The sequence below is a fragment of the Bartonella sp. AC329YNZD genome (genome assembly GCF_042196685.1).
Classification (GTDB): Bacteria; Pseudomonadota; Alphaproteobacteria; order Rhizobiales; family Rhizobiaceae; genus Bartonella.
Genome location: NZ_JBHIQS010000004.1, coordinates 1 through 22,095 on the forward strand (window position 1 = coordinate 1; position 22,095 = coordinate 22,095).

General features: G+C 34.8%; 19 protein-coding genes and 1 tRNA gene. 9 read left to right on the forward strand and 11 right to left on the reverse strand.

The window, feature by feature from the left end:
* Positions 1–9: 9 nt before the first annotated feature.
* Positions 10–828: a DNA adenine methylase gene (locus ACFIMW_RS03260; protein ID WP_375608210.1), complete on the forward strand. Its 819-nt coding sequence runs from the start codon at positions 10–12 to the stop codon at positions 826–828.
* 179 nt (positions 829–1,007) lie between these two features.
* Here the strand turns inward: ACFIMW_RS03260 and ACFIMW_RS03265 are convergent.
* Positions 1,008–1,084: transfer RNA gene (locus tag ACFIMW_RS03265), tRNA-Met, on the reverse strand.
* Positions 1,085–1,245: 161 nt separating this feature from the next.
* Between ACFIMW_RS03265 and ACFIMW_RS03270 the strand changes: the two genes are divergently transcribed.
* Positions 1,246–2,202, forward strand: a complete 957-nt coding sequence (locus ACFIMW_RS03270) for a Gfo/Idh/MocA family protein (RefSeq protein ID WP_375606925.1) — start codon at positions 1,246–1,248, stop codon at positions 2,200–2,202.
* A gap of 49 nt (positions 2,203–2,251) precedes the next feature.
* Positions 2,252–3,370, forward strand: a complete 1,119-nt coding sequence (locus ACFIMW_RS03275; RefSeq protein ID WP_375606926.1) for a DegT/DnrJ/EryC1/StrS family aminotransferase — start codon at positions 2,252–2,254, stop codon at positions 3,368–3,370.
* A gap of 314 nt (positions 3,371–3,684) precedes the next feature.
* Here the strand turns inward: ACFIMW_RS03275 and ACFIMW_RS03280 are convergent, their stop codons facing one another.
* From ACFIMW_RS03280 to ACFIMW_RS03290, 3 genes are read right to left on the reverse strand one after another with little or no spacing between them, the layout of a single operon-like run.
* A complete protein-coding gene (locus ACFIMW_RS03280; RefSeq protein ID WP_375608211.1) occupies positions 3,685–3,951 on the reverse strand; it encodes a hypothetical protein in 267 nt (88 codons plus the stop codon).
* Positions 3,941–4,327 carry a hypothetical protein gene (locus tag ACFIMW_RS03285; RefSeq protein WP_375606928.1) on the reverse strand — a complete coding sequence of 129 codons (387 nt, stop codon included), beginning with the start codon at positions 4,325–4,327 and terminating at the stop codon, positions 3,941–3,943. The genes ACFIMW_RS03280 and ACFIMW_RS03285 overlap by 11 nt, the downstream gene beginning before the upstream one ends.
* Before the next feature lie 27 nt (positions 4,328–4,354).
* Positions 4,355–4,951 (reverse strand): DUF1134 domain-containing protein, encoded by a 597-nt coding sequence (locus ACFIMW_RS03290; protein WP_375606929.1) that lies wholly within the window; start codon positions 4,949–4,951, stop codon positions 4,355–4,357.
* Between the two features lie 214 nt (positions 4,952–5,165).
* On the opposite strand from ACFIMW_RS03290, the gene chpT reads away from it, so the two are divergent.
* On the forward strand, positions 5,166–5,804 hold the full coding sequence (gene chpT / locus ACFIMW_RS03295) for a histidine phosphotransferase ChpT (protein ID WP_375608212.1): 639 nt from the start codon (positions 5,166–5,168) through the stop codon (positions 5,802–5,804).
* 221 nt (positions 5,805–6,025) lie between these two features.
* Here the strand turns inward: chpT and ctrA are convergent, their stop codons facing one another.
* Positions 6,026–6,727, reverse strand: a complete 702-nt coding sequence (gene ctrA, locus ACFIMW_RS03300) for a response regulator transcription factor CtrA (RefSeq protein ID WP_375606931.1) — start codon at positions 6,725–6,727, stop codon at positions 6,026–6,028.
* A gap of 563 nt (positions 6,728–7,290) precedes the next feature.
* Between ctrA and ACFIMW_RS03305 the strand changes: the two genes are divergently transcribed.
* Complete coding sequence (locus ACFIMW_RS03305) at positions 7,291–7,677, forward strand: flagellar export protein FliJ (protein WP_375606932.1); 387 nt, start codon at positions 7,291–7,293, stop codon at positions 7,675–7,677.
* Between the two features lie 139 nt (positions 7,678–7,816).
* Here ACFIMW_RS03305 and ACFIMW_RS03310 read toward each other — a convergent pair whose 3' ends face one another.
* The gene (locus ACFIMW_RS03310; RefSeq protein ID WP_273790817.1) at positions 7,817–8,092 is read right to left on the reverse strand and encodes a DUF1153 domain-containing protein; all 276 of its coding nucleotides are present in this window, start codon (positions 8,090–8,092) and stop codon (positions 7,817–7,819) included.
* Positions 8,093–8,495: 403 nt separating this feature from the next.
* On the opposite strand from ACFIMW_RS03310, the gene mnmA reads away from it, so the two are divergent.
* Complete coding sequence (gene mnmA / locus ACFIMW_RS03315) at positions 8,496–9,719, forward strand: tRNA 2-thiouridine(34) synthase MnmA (RefSeq protein ID WP_375606934.1); 1,224 nt, start codon at positions 8,496–8,498, stop codon at positions 9,717–9,719.
* A 280-nt stretch (positions 9,720–9,999) separates the two neighbouring features.
* On the opposite strand, the gene ACFIMW_RS03320 is transcribed toward mnmA, so the two are convergent.
* Complete coding sequence (locus ACFIMW_RS03320; RefSeq protein ID WP_375606935.1) at positions 10,000–10,809, reverse strand: TrmH family RNA methyltransferase; 810 nt, start codon at positions 10,807–10,809, stop codon at positions 10,000–10,002.
* Between the two features lie 755 nt (positions 10,810–11,564).
* On the opposite strand from ACFIMW_RS03320, the gene ACFIMW_RS03325 reads away from it, so the two are divergent.
* The gene (locus ACFIMW_RS03325) at positions 11,565–12,473 is read left to right on the forward strand and encodes a cation diffusion facilitator family transporter (protein ID WP_375608213.1); all 909 of its coding nucleotides are present in this window, start codon (positions 11,565–11,567) and stop codon (positions 12,471–12,473) included.
* 1,293 nt (positions 12,474–13,766) lie between these two features.
* On the opposite strand, the gene ACFIMW_RS03330 is transcribed toward ACFIMW_RS03325, so the two are convergent.
* Positions 13,767–14,606, reverse strand: a complete 840-nt coding sequence (locus tag ACFIMW_RS03330; RefSeq protein WP_375608214.1) for an N-acetylmuramoyl-L-alanine amidase-like domain-containing protein — start codon at positions 14,604–14,606, stop codon at positions 13,767–13,769.
* Positions 14,607–15,153: 547 nt separating this feature from the next.
* Between ACFIMW_RS03330 and ACFIMW_RS03335 the strand changes: the two genes are divergently transcribed.
* Positions 15,154–16,374 (forward strand): MFS transporter, encoded by a 1,221-nt coding sequence (locus ACFIMW_RS03335; RefSeq protein ID WP_375606938.1) that lies wholly within the window; start codon positions 15,154–15,156, stop codon positions 16,372–16,374.
* Between the two features lie 871 nt (positions 16,375–17,245).
* Here the strand turns inward: ACFIMW_RS03335 and carA are convergent.
* Positions 17,246–18,442 (reverse strand): glutamine-hydrolyzing carbamoyl-phosphate synthase small subunit, encoded by a 1,197-nt coding sequence (gene carA / locus ACFIMW_RS03340; protein ID WP_375608215.1) that lies wholly within the window; start codon positions 18,440–18,442, stop codon positions 17,246–17,248.
* Positions 18,443–18,700: 258 nt separating this feature from the next.
* On the opposite strand from carA, the gene ACFIMW_RS03345 reads away from it, so the two are divergent.
* On the forward strand, positions 18,701–19,153 hold the full coding sequence (locus ACFIMW_RS03345) for a GatB/YqeY domain-containing protein (RefSeq protein WP_375606940.1): 453 nt from the start codon (positions 18,701–18,703) through the stop codon (positions 19,151–19,153).
* Between the two features lie 676 nt (positions 19,154–19,829).
* Here ACFIMW_RS03345 and ubiC read toward each other — a convergent pair.
* Together ubiC and ACFIMW_RS03355 are read right to left on the reverse strand one after the other, a co-directional pair.
* Positions 19,830–20,336, reverse strand: a complete 507-nt coding sequence (gene ubiC / locus ACFIMW_RS03350) for a chorismate lyase (RefSeq protein ID WP_375606941.1) — start codon at positions 20,334–20,336, stop codon at positions 19,830–19,832.
* Positions 20,337–21,489: 1,153 nt separating this feature from the next.
* Positions 21,490–21,741, reverse strand: a complete 252-nt coding sequence (locus ACFIMW_RS03355) for a GlsB/YeaQ/YmgE family stress response membrane protein (RefSeq protein ID WP_375606942.1) — start codon at positions 21,739–21,741, stop codon at positions 21,490–21,492.
* Between the last annotated feature and the right edge of the window lie 354 nt (positions 21,742–22,095).

The window sequence follows — 22,095 nt, forward strand, 5'->3', positions numbered from 1 at the left end:
TAAAAAATAATGGATATACTTCATAAGGAAAAATTAAAATCTGTTGAACCTATTTCACCAGCTGCTGCTTATATTGGGGGCAAAAGAAGATTAGCCAAAACCATTGTCAAAATCATTGAAGATATTCCACATAGCATTTATGCCGAGCCTTTCGTTGCTATGGGTGGAATATTCTTTAGACGGAAACTGATACCATCTACTGAAATTATCAATGATTTTTCAGGAGATGTGGTGAATTTTTTTCGGGTGTTACAACGCCATTATCACCCTTTTATAGAACTGTTAGCGTTTCAAATAAGCAGCCGTGAGACATTTGAACGCTTACAGACACAAAATCCAGAAACGCTTACGGATTTAGAACGGGCTTTGCGGTTTTTATATTTGCAGCGTTTAAGTTTTAGTGGGAAAGTAGCAGAGCGTACGTTTAGAGTTGAGACAGACCGTAGTGCACGGTTTAATCCCTTCAAACTTGAAGGTGTATTAAAGCTTATTTACCGCCGTTTAGCGAGAGTTATCATTGAACATTTAGATTGGTCTGATTTTATTGTGCGTTATGACCGGCCAAATACCTTGTTTTATCTTGATCCACCTTATTTTGGTGTTGAGGATTATTATGGCAAGGACTTGTTTAAGCGGGAGGATTACCAGACGATGTCTATGCTGCTTGCACAATTAAAGGGGAAGTTTCTTCTCTCTCTCAATGATGTGCCAGAGATTCGAAAAATCTTCAGTCAATTCCATATAAAAGAGGTGAGAACAATTTATTCCTGTAATTTGTCAAATAATGCGATTCCGGCAAAGGAACTCATCATTACCAATTGTGATTAGGAAAAGAGAAAACGATTCACGAAAGGGGCTTTAAATGACCTTTGAAAGGCCTTTGAAGACCCTTTGAGAACACCTTTAAAACTCTTTGAAAAAAAATGAATTGGTACAAAACCTAGTGGCAAAATATACAAAACCTGCTGGCTAGCTACACTACACAAGCTACAGCTGGCAAGCTACAATGGTAGCGGAGGAGGGATTTGAACCCCCGACACAAGGATTATGATTCCTCTGCTCTAACCTACTGAGCTACTCCGCCAAAATAAGCAATCATAATTGTCAATAATTACATCTTTTGCGGATATAAGGGGTAGAATAGTAAGATGTCAAGCATCGTTTTGAAGCTTTTTTCTTGTTATTTTATTTTATCCTCGATATGTAAGTGTAGTTTTATATGATAAAGTAAGGTAAGGCGTAAAAATGGTGCCACGTGTAGCGGTTTTAGGATGCGGTCATTGGGGTGGAAATCATATAAAGACACTTCACTCTCTTGGGGCTTTAGCAGCAGTTTCTGATATTGATAGTGATCGTGCTGCCAGTTTTGCAACACTGTATGGTGTGGAGATTATTAAACCAGATGATCTTTTTGCTCATAGAGATATTGATGCACTGGTGTTGGCGCTGCCTCCACAATTTCACACGCAAAATGTGCTGCGTGCTGTTAAAAATGGTAAAGATGTTTTGGTGGAAAAACCAATAGCCTTGAATGTTTCTGATGCTAAACGCCAAGTTCAGGAGGCTGAGGCCTATGAGCGAGTTTTTATGGTGGGCCATATTTTGCGTTTTCATCCAGCTTTTGAAAAAATGTGTGAATTGGTGAAAAACGGAGATGTGGGAGATGTGCGATATATTTATTCTCATAGATTAGGCTTTGGAAAATTTCACACACACAGTGATGCTTTATGGGATCTTGCCCCTCATGATCTCTCAATGATTTTGGCGTTGACAGGATGTGAACCTTCCGAAATTCGTGGTGAGGGCGCTGCTGTCGTTGATCAGATTTCTGATTTTTCTCATATTCATATGACTTTTCCAAATGGTGTGCGTAGTCATCTTTTTACTTCACGCTTGAGTTCTTATCGTGAGAGGCGTTTAATTGTTGTTGGAACAAAGGCTATACTCGTTTTTGATGATATGGAACCGTGGAGTCGTAAATTGGCAATGCACCATTTTGCCGTTTGGAAAGAAAATCAAGAGTGGGCTTTTAGCATGGATGAGCTGAATTACATTGATGTTTGTGAAGATTTGCCGCTTACTTGCGAATTACGGCATTTCCTTCATTGTATTGAAACGCGTCAATCGCCTCGTACAAATGGTGATGATGCTATTGCGGTTTTACGGATTTTAACAGCTGCTGATATCAATTATGATAGATAAAAGAGATAGGTAGCGCTTTTGCATTCTTGTGATGATCAATGGAGTTAATATGCAATTCATCGACCTTGGGGCGCAGCGTGCGCGTATTGAAGATAAAATTAATTCTGCAATTGCGCATGTAGTCGCTAGTGGTAAGTATATTTTGGGGCCAAAAGTAACAGAATTTGAAGAGAAATTGGCAGAATATCTTGGCGTTAAACATGTGATTGCATGTGCTAATGGAACAGATGCTTTGAAGATGCCTCTTATGGCTAAAAATATTGGTCCAGGGGATGCTGTTTTTTGTCCTAGTTTTACGTTTTCTGCAACGGCTGAAGTGGTTGCTTTGGTGGGGGCTAAACCTGTTTTTGTTGATGTTTTACCTGATACATTCAATATTGATGTTGAAAAACTTTCTCATGCAATTGAAATGGTAAAAAAAGAAGGACGTCTAAAGCCAAAAGCTCTTATTGCTGTTGATTTGTTTGGGCTGCCTGCTGACTATGTGCAAATTGCTCAAGTAGCAGCAAAGGAAAATCTTTTTGTGATTGAAGATGCTGCACAATCTATGGGCGGAAGAAGCGGTAATACTATGTGTGGTGCTTTTGGTGATGTAGCTGCCACAAGTTTTTATCCTGCAAAACCATTAGGATGTTATGGTGATGGAGGTGCTATGATGACCAATGATGATCATTTGGCAGAACTTTTACGTTCTATTTTGTTTCATGGTAAAGGTGAAACGCAATATGATAATGTCCGTATTGGTATGAATTCGCGCTTAGATAGCATTCAAGCTGCAATTTTATTAGAAAAGTTTGTTATCTTTGAAGATGAAATGCAAAAGCGTGTAGAAATTGCTCAACGTTATTCCGATGGCTTAAGAGATATTGTTACAGTTCCAGAAATAGGAGAAAATATTCGTTCTGCTTATGCACAATATACGATTAAGGTAAAAGAACGTGATAAACTAAAAGATTTTTTACAAAAAAATTATATTCCTACAATGGTTTATTATAAAACTCCTTTACATAAACAGCCTGCTTATAAACATTTTCCTTATGTCACAGATTCTCTTTCTGTTTCAGAGTCTTTAGGAGATTGTGTTTTAAGTTTACCCATGCATCCTTATTTAACGCAGAATGATCAGGATATGATTATTCAGAAAATAAAAGACTTTTATTACTCTTGAGAGAGTTCTTTTATCTTTAAAAATATGTAAAAGCTTTATGAATGGATCCATTTTAGAAAATATTTTTATTAGAGTGTGTGGCAAATGTTTTTAAGTATAATTGTCTGGACTCATGAAATGTTGTCTTTTAGGGCGGTGATATGATCAGCAAGGAGAACCAGCGAGACAAGAAGATGTTTTTTTTACAAAACGGCGTGGATTTAAGAAAATTTGTTCTTTCGTTTAGTGAGAAAGCCACGTTTAATAAAAAATATTTCGGTTATGAGAGCTCTTTGTTGATTTCACTCTTCATTTAAGGTGTTTTTAAAGACAACTTATTTAAGGGGGACTTGGGAGAGAAGCTTTATTTTTTGGCGAATACGTGATGCTAGGTCATTTTTGCTTTTGGATTTTTGAATCAATGTGTTGATGGGTGATGTATTCCCCTCTTGTAGTGCTATGTGAGCTGCCAATGTTGCTGCAAGTTCTTTTGTTTCTTCTCGGAGTTCTTCTAGCAGTTGCTGGTTAGCGGTCGTGTCCAGCTCATGAGTTTGGATTTTTTGTAAGCGTTGCTGATAGTGTGCGACTTTTTCACGCATCATTTGTCTTTCCTTTGGAAGTGTGTAGTGTGGCGATATTTTGTTTGATTGCTATCGCTTCTTTGGTGAGAGTATCTTTTGTGGGGAGGCATAGCCGATAAAATTGTTCTGTTACTTGGCTCAGTTGTATTTTTTGTTGGACATATTTTTTTTGCAAAAATTCGTACTTTTTTTGGTTGTTTGCTAATTCTACAGCATGTTGTGCACGAAGAAAATCGTGATTTGCTTCTATTTCCGCGAGTGATAATGGCATTTTCGCACAAACATCTTTATACGCAAAATGAACGGCTTTACGCCAAATAAAAGGAGATAAAAGCACCAGTAACCAGGAAGTAAAAGCAACTCCAAGTATAAAAAAAAGAAATGATTGAATAAGCATAATACCCCTTTTCAAATAAGAAACCGTTTAAAACGGATTCCATGTCGGTTTAGGTGTTAATTTTAAATATCCTATATTGATACCAAGGCGAGCGCCGACTCCTGTACGTATTGGGATTAACAAGGTATTATGGTATTTGAGGACATGAAAACCAACACCTGCAATTAAATAGGCCGAACCTGAAATACCTCCATAGCGTCTCCATAAATTATTTATGCCATTAAGATTGTAAACTAAGATCATTAAACGGGAGCCTTGTCCGCCAAAATCCCATCCTACTGAGGGACCTTGCCAAAAAACTTTATGTTGACCATAGCTTTTGGTAAAAACCATTCCTTCGCCATAGGTTAATCCAGCAAAAAAGGCACCAGAAGCTTCTTCTCCTAAAATATAGGCATTGGGATAACCGTATTTTGAAAAAATATTTTGAATTGCAACAGCCAGACCACTGGCTGTTTTTCCAAAAAAAATATGACCAGAATCAATAATTTCTTGGAGTGAATAATGAGGTTCGTTTTGCTCTATTGGTTTTAGTCGAGCTTGTGTAGTGTTTATGGTGATGAATAAAAGGAAGATTAAAGATATAATATTTTTGTACCAGTATTTGAGCAGAGAGAGAGCCATAGAGTTTTCTCCTTTTATTAGTGATAAACAAAAAGATAATATTAGAATTTTCATTCTATTCAAATAAAAAATAAGATATAAGGTTATTTAAATTCTTGAATTTATTTCTAAATTTTTTAGCATGATTGTTAATGTTTCCTATTATGCATCAGATGTTAAGAGTTTTTCTTTAAAATAAAGTTTGTTTTTTTGAATCTAGGAGTTTTCAATCATTATGACGTTAGATATTTTTTTGAAGCCTATGGATCTTGCTGCTTTGCTTTGTAGTCGTATTTGCCATGATTTGATTTCACCTGTGGGGGCTATTCAAAATGCAATGGAGCTTTATGATGAAGGAGGAGCTGAAGAAGATGCTTTACAATTGGTGCGTTTATCCGTTGCGAGTGCTGCTGCACGTCTACAATTTGCGCGATTAGCTTTTGGTTTTGCTGGTGCAAGTGGAGGACAAATAGATACACGGGCTGCAGAGCAGGTTGCTCAGCAATATATGAAAGAAGAAAAAGCAACTTTAAAATGGCAAGCTTCTTCTTTATTGTTAGCAAAAGATGAAGTTAAACTTTTGCTTAATTTATTATTGATTGCAAACGCAACAGTTTCTCGTGGTGGTGAAATTGTTGTTATGATTTTGCAAGAAGAAAATAAACGTTCTTTTCGATTTGAGGTTTTCGGTAGAACTCTCCGTATACCCCCTCATTTTCTTGCGTTATTTCGTGGAGAAGTTCAAGAAGAGCTTATTGATGCACATGTCATCCAATTTTATTACACAATGTTACTTGCTCAGATGACAGAGATGAAAATAAATATTGATGAAAGTGATGGTTGTATTGTTTTAGAAAGTGTAAAAAAGCTTTGAATAAGAGAGAAGCGCTTAAGCTGTGTTGGGAAAAGTGGCTTCGATTGAACTTATGAGTGATAAGGTTATATGTGTAAATTGGGTGTGGTTACTTCTTAAGCTTTAAGCGCTTTCTATATGAGATTTTTTGTGTGCGAGTCTCTACTTTTAAAAGAGAAAAGATCTCGGAAAAAATCTCGGCCCGCTACACTCCGAGATTTTACAATGTGCATGTTCACTGCTTAAGCGGTTTTTCGTACGTTCTCTTCAACTGGATCACGTAATACATAACCACGTCCCCAAACTGTATCAATGTAATTTACACTGGAAGAGACTGCTTCCAATTTTTTCCGCAATTTACAGATAAAAACATCGATAATCTTTAGTTCTGGTTCATCCATTCCACCATAGAGATGATTGAGAAACATTTCCTTGGTAAGGGTGGTACCTTTGCGTAAAGAGAGAAGCTCTAACATTTGGTATTCTTTACCGGTTAAATGAACAGGGCGCCCTGCAACTTCGACAGTTTTTGTGTCAAGGTTAACGGTGAGATCTCCGGTAACAATAACCGATTGTGCATGCCCTTTTGAACGACGAACAACTGCATGGATACGTGCAATGAGCTCATCCTTATGAAAAGGCTTCGTCATATAGTCGTCTGCTCCAAAGCCAAAACCACGAACCTTGTCTTCAATGGCATTCATACCAGAAAGGATTAGGACAGGAGTTTTTATTTTTGCCAACCTTAGAGTCCGCAAGACATCATACCCTGACATGTCAGGCAAATTCAGATCAAGCAAAATGATATCATAATCATAGAGTTTTCCCAAATCGATACCTTCTTCACCCAGATCAGTGATATAAACATTAAAGTTAGCCGACTTTAACATCAACTCAATGCTTTGAGTAATTGCTCTATCATCTTCAATTAATAATACGCGCATTTTAGATCCCTCACTTTGCTCCTTCACGAATCATAAGGAGCATTTCTATTTTATATCAGTTAGCAAAACCACTGTTATAAAAACAATTCATTAAATCAAACACTTATAACAAAGCGTTTATGAACATTTCAGTAGTACGCGTAACAATCACTACTAAATTCCCCACTATCCATGATAGTGGTTAACAAAATATTTTTATTTTTGAAAGAGGCTACAAAATTATTTTAGAAAAATCCTATATTTTTTAACATAATAAAAAAGGAGGACTTTTTTTATAAACTTTAACTTAAAAAAAATTGTAAAAGAGCTTTATAAATTACTTTTTTACAATTTCAGTGTTTATTTACTGAGCTTTAAACCTCTTCAGTTTATAATGGGGGAAAAGTTAAAGAAATAGTTATTACTCTTTAAAGCAGATTGTATTTTCAGATGCTTTAATGAAAGGCAGAAATTATTATAATTTCAAGTTAATAGACTGTTTTTGTCAGATAGATATATAACTAAAAGATATTTATTGGGTGTAAATGCGAGTTTTGAGTTGGCGCAATCAAGGAGTAGTGAGTATGAAGCCACGAGAAAATATGGTGCGATTGAGGATGTTTCAAGTGCGTGGAAAGCGGCGTGAAATTGCACAGCTTGAGATGATGATCGCAGAATTTGAACGAATGGTGTTAGAGTTGGAAGCACAGATTACTCATGAAGAACGTAAATCTGGAAACAATGATGTTCACCATTTTGCTTATTCTGCTTTTGCGCGTGCAGCGCGGCAAAGACGTGATAATCTGATCAATTCAATTCGTGATTTAGAACTTCAAAAAACAAATGCTGAAATTGCTCTCCATGAAGCTAATACAGAGCTGCAACGTGCACAGCTTTTGGAAGCACGAGAAAAGAAGATTGCTGCGGATGATAAGGATATTTTGATTCAATCTAATTCAATGGTTGGCTAATTTAATGGCTGGATGATAAAAGCAATTATTGAAAAATCCATTCTTTCAGGTTTATCTTTTGGATATAGTATAAAACAGCCAAACTTTTATCAAGTTTAGCTGTTTTATGGATTGCTTTATGTTATTAATCAATGGCAACTTAATGCCTGTAGTGTTGAATCTTGGTTGTTCGTAATCCCGCTAAACCGTGTTCATCGATTAAACTTTGCCATGAAAGAAATTCTTCTACAGTCAAAGTATAACGGTGGCACGCTTCGTCAAGACTTAATAATCCACCTCTGACAGCCGCAACAACTTCAGCTTTGCGACGAATCACCCAGCGCCGTGTTGTTTGCGGCGGTAGGTCGGCAATTGTAAGCGGACTTCCATCTGGCCCAATAACATATTTCATTTGTGTTTTTATCAAGTTGCTCATTCGTATCCTCTACCTTTAGTCAAGGACTTGATTCGTTTATAGAGCATGAAATTTAAAAAAGAGCTAAAAGCGCTGAAAGAAAAAATTAATAAAGTGATTGGGTATGTAAAAAGAAGCTCAAGTTGAAGTGTTAGAAGAGATTCTTGCAATATTTTACTGGATTTTTCAAAAGAGAAAAAAGGTTTTCTAAAAGGATTTCTCCTAAACAATTACCATTATGCCTTATTTCCATCATTCTTTTTTGTTTGCAGCAGCTTTTTAGAATGTGATGCTATGGTTGTGGAAAGGATAAAAAAACAATATAAAGAGCAATTAATAGTATAAAAGTGGCAAAGAATGCGCATCAGAATATTAATAATAGATGGGTATCCATTAAAGAGAGCATTAAATAGAGAATGAATACATGTTTTTAAACAGCCTTGATTTACCAGGACAACCTGAGGATTCTCGCATTGTTGTTGCAATGTCGGGGGGGGTTGATTCATCGGTTGTTGCAGGTCTTTTGAAAAAGGAAGGGTATAATGTTATTGGCATTACGTTGCAGCTTTATGATCATGGGGAAGCAACGCATCGGGTGGGGGCGTGTTGTGCAGGACAAGATATTGAAGATGCTCGTCGCGTCGCAGAAACACTAGGAATACCGCATTATGTTCTTGATTATGAAAAGCGCTTTCGCGAAGCTGTTATTGATCCTTTTGCAGAAAGTTATGCTCATGGAGAGACCCCAGTACCATGTATTGCATGTAATCAAACGGTTAAGTTTGCTGATTTATTAGCAACGGCACGCGAATTGGGGGCAGATGCTTTGGCTACGGGACATTATATTCGTTCGCGTTCCCACGGAGCGCATCGAGCACTCTTTCGTCCTCTCGATAATGATCGTGATCAGAGTTATTTTCTCTTTGCAACGACACAAGAACAGATTGATTATTTGCGTTTTCCACTTGGTGACCTTCCAAAAGCCCGCGTTCGTGAAATGGCAGCAGAAATGGGCTTTGTGGTTGCCAATAAGCATGATAGTCAGGATATTTGTTTTGTTCCACAAGGAAAATATTCAGATGTTATCGCAAAACTGCGTCCAGAAGCAGCTAATCCTGGCGTTATTGTCCATATTGATGGAAAGATTTTAGGTAAACATTCGGGAATTGTTAATTATACTGTTGGTCAACGTCGTGGTATTGGGGTGTCAACGGGTGAAGCGCTGTATGTGATTTATCTCGATGTGGAAAATGCACGTGTTATTGTTGGACCGCGTGAAATGTTAGAAACGCATAAGCTTTTTTTACGTGATGTGAATTGGCTTGGTGATGAACCGTTAGATAATTTCCCTTCTCAAGGTATTGAGGTGGCTGTAAAGGTGCGTTCAACGCGTCCTCCTCACCTTGCGCGCTTACATTATAAAGAAGGTATTTTTTCCGTTGATCTGTTGGAATGTGAAAATGGTGTGGCACCAGGGCAAGCTTGCGTTCTTTATGATGGAAATGGTCATGAGGCGCGTATTCTTGGGGGAGGATTTGTAACACATTCAGAACGTGCGGCCGATACTGAAATGATGTTGAAGCGCGTTTTATGCAATCTTGAAACAAAAGATTCTGTTTCCTCAGAACTAAAAACAACAGCTTTATAAAGCATAGTGAATTGATTTATAATGATATTTTTTAATCTTAAACTTGAATGAGAGACTTCCGGAAAATTTTCTCATTGAAAGTTTATTTTATGATTGAATCCATCAAAATTATATCTTCTGCATTTCATAAGCGGGGTTAGGGTGTGGAAAATGATTATAAAGAAAATGTGAAAATGTTTTTTATCAATGTTTTCAAAGGCTAGGGAACGGTAATATTATTGGAGACTGGTAGATAACACACAACATTGGATATGTTCTATAACTTGAAGTGTTATCATCTTTAGGGGTCAAAGTTAGTAAAATGGGCAAGTGCAATACCTGAGGCTGTGGCAACATTAAGGCTGTCAAAACCGTCAGTCATGGGAATACGTAAGGTGTTTGATTGTTGTAGTATATGGGGTGGTAAGCCATCGCCTTCTGTTCCAAAAATAAGTGCTATTCTTTTGGTTTTGTTGGCTTGTTTGAGAGTGTGTGAGGCAGAAGGGGAGAGTGCATAAAGATGAAAGTTTTCATCGTTTAGAGCAGCTATAATGTCATCTATATCAGCGTTTTGCGTATAGGGTACTTTTAAAGCAGCGCCGGCAGAAACTCTTATTGATTTGCGATAAAGTGGATCGCATGAGGTTTTGTCGACAATAATGCCATTACTGGCAAAGGCTGCTGCATTACGAAAAATTGATCCCATATTATCGTGATTCGAGATACCACATAAAACAAGAATCAAAGCTTTTTCTGGAAGATATTGTAAAAAACTTTGTAAGGATGGCAGTATTTTGCGTTTACCAATACCCAGAACACCACGATGAACATGGAAGCCGGTGATATTATCCATAACTTTTTGTGGAACGCAATAAATGGGACATAGGGGCTGTGTTTTTTCTAAAAGCGGTAGAAGTCCAGAGAGACGGTTTGCTACGATGAGCAGTGAGATGGCAGAAAACTCTTTTGAGTGTAGTAATGCGGACAATGTTACTTTGCCTTCAGCAATAAATTGATGTTGCCGTCCAACAAGATCTTTTTCACGGATATTATGATAGGCTTTTAGGCGTGGATCATCTGTTTCATTGATTGTTATGATATTCAAATGCATGGCGAGATTTTTAGTGTTTTTTTCTTATGATTTCCAGATGTTTGAATTTGTTTTATTTTAAAAAAAAGAGATAAAAAAATATTTTTTAAAACTTATGGTAGAATTTGTATTGACAATATACAACCATAGGTATACTGTAAAAGTACTGATACGGAATCATATATTTTTCTTGTATCGGATGCAGTGTCTTGGGTCCCCGCTATTTCCCAAGTTCTGTATGCCCTTAATTTCTAAGGGAAAAGAATCTGGGTCCCCAATGCCCAGATTCTTTTTTTTTGAGGGTAATCATTGTTCTTCTTTTTATATCTAAATTTTTTAGTAAATCATATTTTAAAATCCAGTTGACCTGTAAGGTTACCGTAGAGTGCTAAGATATTTTTTCTAAGGTGCAAAGATGGCTTATAATGCACATCATAAGACTAAAAAAATGCATGATTATGATAGATTTGAGCAAAAACAAGTTTTTCGTTTATGAGAAGTGAGATGGCTTTAAGTTATTCAGAAAACGATTAATAATGAAGGTTATGTGTTTGATTGCTCTTGGGAAAGCTCTTCTTTCTATTATTTTCTCTCTTCTTTATTTATTGGTGCTGTTCGTGTAACTGAGCAGTTTTTACGATAATAATGGTGAGCTGAAGCGTTTATTGTATGATGAAGCTTCTGTAATATTGAGGAAAGATCGTCGTTATGCCAAAAGTATAATGATATGGTTGAAAATATTAATTCCCTATTTCGTGAAGAAAAGGATGAGGTTCATGGATGTAAAAATCAATATACAAAGCTTAACTTTATACTCTATTTTTATTGCGTGTATTGTTTTTGCTTTGAAATATTGGGCATATCACATCACAGGTTCGGTTGCACTTTATTCTGATGCATTGGAATCAATCGTTAATATCCTTGCGTCATTGGCAGCATGGTGGGCTGTTAAAGTGAGTATGAAGCCAGCAGATCATGATCATCCCTTTGGGCATCATAAAGCGGAATATTTTTCCGCAATTCTTGAAGGGCTACTCATTATTATTGCGGCAATTGTTATTTTAAGAGAAGCATGGATAGCTCTTTCGACCGTTAAATTGTTGCAGAAACCTGGAATATGGCTTGCTATTCATCTTATTGCAACTGTCATAAACTGTATGTGGGGAATGGTTCTTATTGGGCAGGGAAAACTCCATCGCTCACCGGCTCTTAAAGCTGATGGAGTACATTTTATAACAGATGTTTTTACGTCGCTTGCAATTTTAATTGGTTTGATTGCCGGTTTTGTCGGAGGATGGGGAGCTTTAGATCCAATTTTAGCGATAATCGTTGCCGTTAATATTCTCTTACAAGGCTGGAAGGTGATTAGAAATGCTGTTCAGGGATTAATGGATGTTGGTGTTGAATTGAATGAAAGCATGCGGATTCGGGAGCTGATTTCTGCAAATGCATCGGGTGCGCTTGAGGTCCATGATTTGCGGACGCGTGTTGCTGGGAGGGTTACTTTTATAGAGTTTCATTTGGTTGTGCCTGCTGTAATGCAGGTAGGAGAAGCACATAAAATTTGTGATAAAATCGAAGCTGTTCTTCAAAAAGAATTTGATAATGTACGTATTTCTATTCATGTCGAGCCTGAAGATGAGGCAAAATTGCCTCCCGGTACAACGGTAATCCCTTTTATATAAAAAGATTTTTCAAATTGTCTGTTATGTTAGACTGTTTTTTTATGATGGGGTGATTCATATCTCTCGAAAATACAATGATGCTCTTTCGTTGATTTAATTTTTGCATTAATCAAGTATACAAGGTTAAACAGAGTATTTAAGGCAAGATTTATTCTATGTCGTTAAAACACTGCCATTTAAGGTGTGGTGAGATAAGGCATATAAAGTTTGATCTATTAAGTGTTTCTAGAGTATGGAGTAAATATTCAAAATAGGATTTGCCGGTGTATTCTTTTGTAAGTGAATCTCATGAAATGGTTAGCAGCTTAAATTCACTTAAGAAAACGGATTGTTTACAGACTGTCAGGAGTAGATGTTTCGTTGCTTAGGGAGAAGAGGAGTGAAGCCTTCGTAATAAGTTTAATGAGATTTAATTGTAAATTTTATATAAAAGTTATGAATAGAATTTTAAAGTTTGTGATCATAGATTAATCATCATTATTGTTGCTAATAAATGTGTTGTTTTATCGATACAATGTGTTCTGTTTTGAGTGTTCTTTATTACATGAAGGATGGGGATACATTAAAGAATGAAAAAACAAAAAATAATGCTCATATCTCTACTCTTTAAAGGATATTATTGTCGTTGCTGTAGAAAATCGCAAAGCTGGACTAAAGAATGATGCTAAAGATAGAGACTGGTTTTTAATTGATACTTTCATATTTTTATTTCAATCTGGCATCAAAATTTTACAAGGACTCGTACAGTACTGGTGCATTTTGATCATAAATATGCTGCTATATCAGGGCTATTTTAATTTATAGACAACAACAAAAAGAAAAGACTTTATAAGGAAAACAATGCTATAAAGTCAAAAATTTATACGCAATAAATTAGAGAGGTAGATCGAATTTTTATAAAATACTTTATAGACAATAACCAAACATATCTGGCTTTACTTTTACTTATATTTACGAACATTCGTTTGTGTATTTTTCGTTATATTTGTAAAGATCAGATTAGCTGTAATCTATAGATAACTTTTGGTTGAGAATATGAAAAGAAAGCGTGATACTATAGTAGAGTTTTTTCTGTCTTTATCTTTCAATAAGTAAAAGTGATTACAAATTCGTAATTTCTCCAAAAATGATTTTGTCATACCTATAAACAAAGTTAGATCAAAATGACTTTTTTCTCTTAAAACTGTAAACAAATATATTGTATCCGGATAGCTTGAACGAAGTTAGATGTTTGCCGGAATAACGACAGTATATATTTTAAGAATAGAGAAGATATTCCATATCGCTATGATGTTATTCAAGGGCTCTTAAAACGACGATTCCTGGTGTTTTTGCAACATAATCCATAAAAGGGGTATCGACGACTTTTTCATTTTCTTTGTGTGAAGGAGCATGTCGTAACATTGGCCCTTTATCTGTCATGATAAAGAAACTTACATGTGTTACATCCAATCCAGCAAGTTTTGCATAAATGCCAATGAAATCCCCTGATTTTAAACGGCTTATAACCTCTTCATTAATAAAGTTACTTGGAATATACGTTATTGTGCGTTTCACAACTGGAAGTCCAGGAAGATAGCGTCTATCATCAGCTTTTTTATTGAGATATTTTTCTACGCTGACTGTATGAGGACTTATTTCAGCGGTAATATCAGTGGCGAGTTTATATTCTCTATAAGCCCAGTCTGTAAAAAAATGTTTTCGGTTTAAAAAGTGAACATTACCCTTAATGTAACGCGTTTTTATGATGTTATTTATGAATTCTTTTGGGGTTGTTGATTTGCGCAATGCTTCAATATAATCCATACAAATGAAGTTATCTAAGCTTCTAAAATCAATAATCAGTTTTTCTGGTGTATTTTCTGAGCCATGTAACATATGGGCTTTGTAAGGTGTTCCTAAAAAAGCTTCAGAAAGAAAGTCAATCATGGCTCCTTTTTCCTGATCATTTATTTCTGAACGTTTTTTGAGAAGAGCATTTAATTTATTTAAAGTATAGGGATCTAGCTCTACGCTGGTTGTTTGTTGTGTTTCTATTTTATTTTCTATCCCCCCCTCTTGTGAATAAGAATTTTCGACATCACGTCCTATCACTAACATTAAAGTGATAATTAATAGGGATATTTTTCGCATTTTATACACCATTTTTGAATTTAACAGTTTATGGACAACACGTACTAAAAGAACTGTTTTCTTATGCTTATTAGCATTTAAATGTAATAATAACATATAATCTTGATATATTCAATAAATATAAACAATTTTTACAGTATTAATATATTTTTACTATGATTATTAAAGTTTTAAATGATTATATGGTATTGATGTATCTAATAGAGTTTATGTTTTAAAAATTAGCAGTATGATAAGTGATAATAATGTATTATAAAATTAATCATAATATCTCCAAAGTTATTTTAATACTCTATGTTTTACTATTAATTATTCATGATTTATTATCATAAATATTTTTTCATTTAATATAAAAGATATTCTTATATTTTGATAATGATATATCAAGTAAAAAATAATTTTATATTTTTATCTTGACTCTTTTTGTAATTTTTACTTTGTTATTATATTATATGTAAAAAATATACGGTATAGAATACTTTTAAAAGGAAAAGGGAGTTAAAATAGAGCGGGGGAGTCATTGTATGCGTAAAATAGTGTGTATGTTATGCAAGACCAAATGCTCAATCCGAAATTTGTTCAGCGTGGGCTCATTTTAGTGTTCATCACTTTATTGTTAGATATTCTTTGTATTGCGATCATTTGTCCTGTTTTGCCTGAATATTTTTCTCAGTTAACTGGAAAAGATGTCAGTGCATCTTTTGTAGAAAGAGGAAAATTACTTGCTGCTTACTCAGTGATGCAGTTTTTGTTTGCTCCTGTTATTGGTAATCTCTCTGATCGTTATGGTCGTCGTCCTATTTTGCTTGTCTCTATTATCTGCTTTGCTCTTGATAATCTCATATGTGCTATAGCATGGAGCTATTCTATGTTATTTATCGGGCGTCTTTTATCGGGGATAAGTGGCGCTAGTTTTGCAACTTGTACAGCTTATCTTGCCGATATATCCGATGATAAAACCCGTACGCGCAATTTTGGTCTGTTAGGCGTTGCATCCGCATTGGGGTTTATTTTAGGATCGTTTATTGGTGGTTTTTTAGGTCAGTTTGGTCCGCGTATTCCGTTTTATTTTGCTGCTGGTTTTTCACTCATTAATTTTATTTTTTCTTGGGCTATGATTCCAGAAACTCTTTCTTTATGGAATAGGCGCTTTTTTGATATTAAGCGGGCAAATCCCTTAGGTGCTTTTTGGCACCTGAAACAATATCCGATGGTTCTTTGGGTATTATTGGTCTTTTTTCTTTATTGGTTTGCGGAATCTGTATGGTTAAGCATTTGGGCGTTCATTGCAAAAGAACGCTATGATTGGAGTTCTTTTTCTATTGGGATCTCCTATAGTGTTTTTGGAATAGGCCAATTTATTGTAGTCGCTCTCATTTTGCCTTATTTTTCTAAACGATGGAGTGATTGGCATATTGTTATAGTGGGGCTTTTGTTTGCCTCCGTTGCTATGCTGGGCTATACATTTGCGACGCAGGGGTGGATGGTTTATATGGTTTGTGCGTGCACAATGCTTGAATATCTTGTTCAGGCACCTATACGTGCTATTGCTTCAGCGCAGGTACCAACAAATGTACAAGGAGAACTGCAAGGAGCAATGACATCTGTTATTTCGTTAAGTTTAATATTTGGTTCTGTTTTTTATGTGTTTCTCTTTGAATGTTTTACAGATAAAAATGCACTGTTTTATTTTTCTGGTGCTCCTTTTATAGGAGGTTTTTTGCTTCTTGTCATTGCAACGGTCATTTTTGCCTTGCGGGTACGTTAATGTGTTGAGAGGGGCTGGTATGTACTATTTTGCTAGAGAATGCACAAGATAAACAAAATGTATCATTTTATAGGCAGAAAGTTTTTTGTGTTATTTGTTTCACAAAGTGTTGTATAAAATATCGATATATCCTTTTCATTTAGTGAAAATAGTTTTTTTTATTTTGTCATATTGTTTGTATAGGGGAGCCCGTATTTTTTCTATTGCTTGCAAATTAATATTCAGTGCTAATGCAGCAGCATATTGAAAACAAAGATTAAAATGTATCTGAGTTAGATGTATCAGTATTGTATGAACAATTCCAAATTTTATAGGGCAAATTGGAAGTAAAATATTGCTTATATTTGTTGGCATTACTTCTAAAATCAAAAGAAAACCTCATTTTGGAAGAATATAAAGTTGTAAAATTGAAAAGATTTTTTCTGTTTTGCTATTACTTTTTTATTCGGCTTTACAGTTTTCAAAACCATCTACGGCAATATCTTTTAAAAAGTAGAGATTTGTTGCATTGCCTCACAATTTAATTTTTTTATTCTTTAGTAGGAATTATACTTCTCATGCACAATATAATTCTTAAAATTGTATTGTGAATCCAATATTTATTTGAAGGTTAGACACTTTACTCTTTTTAAAAATAGTTTTTATCGACACACTTATCTTGCTTGGGGGGGAGAAGCCAATGATTTTGATGGATACGACCTTAAGAGAAGAGGAATGAGAAAAATTTAAGCTATTCAGTGCGCTCTTTTTAGTTTCAGAATGATAAATAAGAATATTTATTCAATAAGTTGTAGGTATAAAAATAATATAATTGTGCGTAGGAAGATAATATAATTTAAAGGAGAGAAGCTAAAAGGTGAGGCTTTTTATTTTAAGATATTTTTTTATAATTCATAATGAGATCACTAAAATGCTGAAAGAGGTAGTGGCTATCTTGTGGTCCCGGAGAAGCTTCGGGGTGGTATTGAACAGAAAAAACAGGTTTTCCAATGATTCGAATACCACAGTTTGAACCATCAAAGAGAGAAATATGTGTTTCTTGAACATGTTGTGGTAAAGAGGTAGAATCTATGGCAAAACCGTGATTCATCGATACAATCTCAACTTTTCCAGTGTTAAGGTCTTTAACTGGGTGGTTGGCACCATGATGTCCTTGGTGCATTTTCACGGTCTTTGCACCAACCGTAAGAGCGAGAAGTTGATGACCAAGACATATTCCAAAAACTGGTAAATTATGATCAATTAATGTTTTGATTGTTGGAACGGCATATTGAGCCGTAGCTGCGGGGTCTCCTGGTCCATTAGAAAGAAAAACGCCATCAGGGTTCATTGCCAGAATTTCTTTTGCAGTTGTGTGGGCAGGTACAACAGTAATGCGGGCTTTTTGTGTTGCCATAAGGCGAAGAATATTGCGTTTAATACCATAGTCAATGGCAATGATATGAAGATTGTGCACATTGTTTGTACCGTATCCTTTATTCCAACTCCATGTTTTTTCATCCCATTGCATTGATGATTGAGATGTCACATCTTTCGTAAGGTCAAGATTGACGAGACCATGCCATTTTTGCGCACGCCTCTTTAAAGAAGGAATATCAAAATTTCCATTAGCATCATGTGCAATGACAGCATTTTGTGCACCTTTTTCACGAATAAGAATTGTGAGCGCACGTGTGTCAATACCACAAAGTGCAATAATTTTACGCGTTTTAAGCCATTGATTAAGATTTTCATTGGCACGGTAATTTGAGGGATTTGTAATGTCTGCCTTGAAAATAGCGCCAACAGCACCATGACAATTGAGAGGAGAGAGATCTTCAATATCTTCGCTATTTGCCCCTACATTTCCTATATGAGGAAAAGTAAAATTAACGATTTGTTGTGTGTATGACGGGTCGGTGAGGATTTCTTCATAGCCTGTGATGGCGGTGTTAAAACACACTTCAGCTTCAGCGATACCTGTAGCACCTGCTCCTTTACCTTCAATAATGGTTCCATCTGCTAAGACTAAGAGGGCTGTAGGTTTTTTGATACTCCAAGGGTGGCTGGGTGAAGTTGTTTGTATCATAGTATGTATCCACAATTTATTCCCTGAAAGGTATAATGATCAACTTTACACAAAAATCATACCTTTAACAGATGCGGTGTATATTATTCTGGTAACGTTTCGCTTGAAGTAGGCAGTATAAGTACATTCAATGAAGAGGTAAAGTCTTGTTTTAGCTTTTCGAAGATCGAGTCCTTAATTATTTTTTTATCCTCCATTGCAAGATGGATAAAGATTGGTTAAAAGGCATCTTCTTCTTGAACAAAATTGGATAAACTTATGTTGCGTAACCAGATTGATGGGGCTCTTAGGGCTGCTTTGAAAGCGCAAGATAGTGCGCGTCTTGCTACACTTCGTTTAATGAATGCTGCAATTAGGGATCGTGATATTCTTTATTATGATGAAGGGAAGCTAGAAGTGGATGATCAGCAGATACAGTCTGTTTTCACTAAAATGCTTCAACAGCGTGAAGAATTGATGCGAGCCTATAAAGAGTCTGGTTGCTTGGAATTGGCAGAGAGAGGACAAGCAGAAATAGAAGTTATTCGTGAATTCCTTCCCTATCAACTTAAGGAGATGGAAGTAGAACAAGTTCTTTGTGAAGCTTTGGCACAAACAAAGGCTGAAAAATTACGCGATATCGGTAAGGTGATGGCATGGCTTAAGGAACGGTATGCGGGGCAAATGAATTTTTCTAAAGTGTGCAATAGTCTTCGTAAGAAATTGCAATAGATCTTGTTAATTCAAGGGGATTGGAAAATATTTTTTATTGTGCGTCGCCTTTGTAAGTTAGTAGGATGTTAATAAATTTCATTTATTTTGTACACACATACTATTATCAAAAAAATAACTTTTTGATATCAACTAAACTTTTTAGGCTCTCATAGAGCAATGAAACATCTTTTATGTATTATATTTTCTGTTTTTCAAAGCTTTTAGACCATTAAAAAACAAAAATATTATAGAGTTTTTACTTTTTTAAAAAGATCTATTGTCAGCACTGTTAAAAATTTCAAAATAGGATGATTAAGCTAATTGATACAGATTTCCAATTTTGGAGAGTGTATTATTGTCTTTTTTGCTGTTTCAAAGCATTTTTTTGATAAAGAGTTTCCGTATTTTAGAGTGGTGATTATTCAGCAAGAAATTTAAATATAGATGGTTTTATCAATATGGTGTGTATCTTTTTAATTCAAGTACTGGTTTTAATGATAAGAAAATCAAAACTTTAAAACGTTTTTTCTAGGGAAGAGATTTTTAAGTTGAGTTTATGAAATAAAAAGATCTTTTGAAAAGAAGCCTTTGTTTGTAATGTGTTCTTGAGATAATTTTGAAATTCTTTTCTCTGATTAAATCCCTTATAAGCTATATAAAATCTATAAATTATGCAGAATCAAATGAGTAACCTCTATTTGTGGGGATACAGTGGTGAATCTGTTAAAAATAGTTCAGTTAGCAACAATGGCTTATCCGTTAACCGCAAGCGGGAACGACGTGCCCATAGCGCACCTTGTTGACCAATATGAATGTAATCGCGGGTTAATTTGTCATTGTTAAATAAATAATGTCCTAGAGGTACAGTTCCCAAATGCATTAAGGCTTGATTGTGTAGGAGGGTTTCTTGTGGAATTACAGTGCGTCCAAGGAGCCAAGGTTTATTATCTCCCATTAATATGACTTCACGTAGCCAATAACGCGCACTTTCGGGGATATGCTCTGCTTCTTCTGTTAATTTATCTCGCGTAATAAAACATTCGCGTTGTGGTTGAACTTGGAGGCAGGTACAATATTTCTTTAATCGAAGCGTCATTGAGCCCGATTCCATGAGCCAATTGCGAACGTTTTCTGGTATTGGAGGACTTTGATCAGAAAACCACTTTAGAGGTGGTAAGATGGAATCTTCAAGATAAGACATCGTTTTACTCCACAGCTAAAGTCTTATTCCATATGTTATGTTGGGTTAAATAGATAGCTCTATTGTAATACAAGGAGTATAAAAGCAGCAAGATTTTAACAGGAAGATATCAAAGGGAAAATCGAAAGCAAAGGTCTTTAAAAGAAGATATGCAGGAAGTATATATTATAGGATTATTTTCATTTAAAAAAGTAAAATAAAGTATTATGTTTTGTTCAAGGCGCTTTCACAATGTGTTACGGAAATTTCTTTATCGCATGAGAGCAATGGGAAAAATGTTTCGTGTTTTAAAATTCGTTTGTAACACATATAAAGAAGAGCTAAAAATTCATCTATGCAAGATGATATAAAGAGGAAGTTTTAAGAGGAACAAAACTTTATTTTATACTTTAGAAAGTGAAGAGATATTCAAATCTTTTGAATTGAGATGTAAAGGTGATCGTATTCTTTATAATAAAGAAGTTTATATTAATGCATATATTTTTATAAAATTTAAAATATATTATATTGTTAAAATTTTGAAATATTACATCACATAATATGTAGTAATTCTATAATAAAGTTATATTAATATTATTCATGTTTACTTATATATTTTTATTATTAAAAATAAATTAAAAACAAATCATAATTTAAGTGTTATATTTATTTTAGATACTATTTTATTTCACAGATTAGGAAAAATTTCTTTATCATTTTGTTCTTGCCATCTCTCTTTATTTCTTAAGATGCAAAAAAGCTCTTCGAGTTTTTCGGTAAAAAGGGTATTGTTGATAAAGTGTATAGGTATTAAGCATTATACGGTAGAATCTTTAATCATCGTTAGTGATTTTTGTAACCTTATGAATTGTTATTACAGTGAGATAAGCTGGATTTGCGCACGTGGTACAAAAATAAGTTCGTATTTCGTTAAAGTAACGCAACATATCTCTCTTGATATGCGTAAGTTTATATAGGTATGAAATGGTGCGTTATAAAGTTCTTTACTGCATTTGGTTTTATAATACGGTGATGGTGTATGCCTAAAATCGCAGCTTAAGCATCTCACCATCATATCAAAATTAGTAACAACAAGTTACAGGGGAATATTTCAAACTCTGCTAGTTGTTTCCTAGTTTTGTATTGAATCCCCAAAAGTGTAAAAATAGATACTCTATGATCGAATTTTTTCTCCTATCCATATAAGAATACAGGCTCCTATAAAACCTGAAATAAGATAGCCAAGCCAACCAGCAAAACTTACACCTAAAAGACTAAAAAGAAAGCTCGCTAGCGCAGCGCCAATAATCCCTAAGATAATATTTAATAATATTCCTGTTTGGCTTTTCATAATATATTGTGCAGCCCAACCTGCAATCCCGCCGATAATAATAGCTGCAATCCAACCGATGTTTGCATTTTCCATGATACCCTCCTTTGCCTGAATTTAAATTGTAACTAGAGTAAACTTTGTAAAAATCAAGGTTTATTCTTTTTTTACCCAGTGGAAAGGATATTTCTGTTAGAGATTTTACTTATTAATTTCCTTTATATTAAAATAATACTCACATTTATATTATATATAATACTTAATAAGTATAAATTATATAATACATTTTAATTTATAAACAAATTAATTAATTGAGAAATATGAATAAAAGAAGAAAATATTAGTGAAAATGTTTTAAGAATTCATAAAGTGTATTTATAAGCTTTTTAAGCTCTCTCTTACATTTAAAAGACAATTGTGATTAAAGTAATAAGTAAAATGGATATTTAA

Bases quoted from the DNA above. Each gene is read 5' to 3' on its own strand.
- ACFIMW_RS03275 (WP_375606926.1), top strand. From the start codon at position 2,252: ATGCAATTCATCGACCTTGGGGCGCAGCGTGCGCGTATTGAAGATAAA.
- ACFIMW_RS03260 (WP_375608210.1), top strand. From the start codon at position 10: ATGGATATACTTCATAAGGAAAAATTAAAATCTGTTGAACCTATTTCA.
- ACFIMW_RS03310 (WP_273790817.1), bottom strand. From the start codon at position 8,092: ATGAGCAACTTGATAAAAACACAAATGAAATATGTTATTGGGCCAGAT.
- ACFIMW_RS03345 (WP_375606940.1), top strand. From the start codon at position 18,701: ATGTTGCGTAACCAGATTGATGGGGCTCTTAGGGCTGCTTTGAAAGCG.
- ubiC (WP_375606941.1), bottom strand. From the start codon at position 20,336: ATGTCTTATCTTGAAGATTCCATCTTACCACCTCTAAAGTGGTTTTCT.
- ACFIMW_RS03320 (WP_375606935.1), bottom strand. From the start codon at position 10,809: ATGCATTTGAATATCATAACAATCAATGAAACAGATGATCCACGCCTA.
- ACFIMW_RS03325 (WP_375608213.1), top strand. From the start codon at position 11,565: ATGGATGTAAAAATCAATATACAAAGCTTAACTTTATACTCTATTTTT.
- ACFIMW_RS03335 (WP_375606938.1), top strand. From the start codon at position 15,154: ATGCAAGACCAAATGCTCAATCCGAAATTTGTTCAGCGTGGGCTCATT.
- ACFIMW_RS03280 (WP_375608211.1), bottom strand. From the start codon at position 3,951: ATGATGCGTGAAAAAGTCGCACACTATCAGCAACGCTTACAAAAAATC.
- ACFIMW_RS03290 (WP_375606929.1), bottom strand. From the start codon at position 4,951: ATGGCTCTCTCTCTGCTCAAATACTGGTACAAAAATATTATATCTTTA.
- ctrA (WP_375606931.1), bottom strand. From the start codon at position 6,727: ATGCGCGTATTATTAATTGAAGATGATAGAGCAATTACTCAAAGCATT.
- ACFIMW_RS03270 (WP_375606925.1), top strand. From the start codon at position 1,246: ATGGTGCCACGTGTAGCGGTTTTAGGATGCGGTCATTGGGGTGGAAAT.
- ACFIMW_RS03355 (WP_375606942.1), bottom strand. From the start codon at position 21,741: ATGGAAAATGCAAACATCGGTTGGATTGCAGCTATTATTATCGGCGGG.
- ACFIMW_RS03285 (WP_375606928.1), bottom strand. From the start codon at position 4,327: ATGCTTATTCAATCATTTCTTTTTTTTATACTTGGAGTTGCTTTTACT.
- carA (WP_375608215.1), bottom strand. From the start codon at position 18,442: ATGATACAAACAACTTCACCCAGCCACCCTTGGAGTATCAAAAAACCT.
- ACFIMW_RS03305 (WP_375606932.1), top strand. From the start codon at position 7,291: ATGAAGCCACGAGAAAATATGGTGCGATTGAGGATGTTTCAAGTGCGT.
- mnmA (WP_375606934.1), top strand. From the start codon at position 8,496: ATGTTTTTAAACAGCCTTGATTTACCAGGACAACCTGAGGATTCTCGC.
- ACFIMW_RS03330 (WP_375608214.1), bottom strand. From the start codon at position 14,606: ATGCGAAAAATATCCCTATTAATTATCACTTTAATGTTAGTGATAGGA.
- chpT (WP_375608212.1), top strand. From the start codon at position 5,166: ATGACGTTAGATATTTTTTTGAAGCCTATGGATCTTGCTGCTTTGCTT.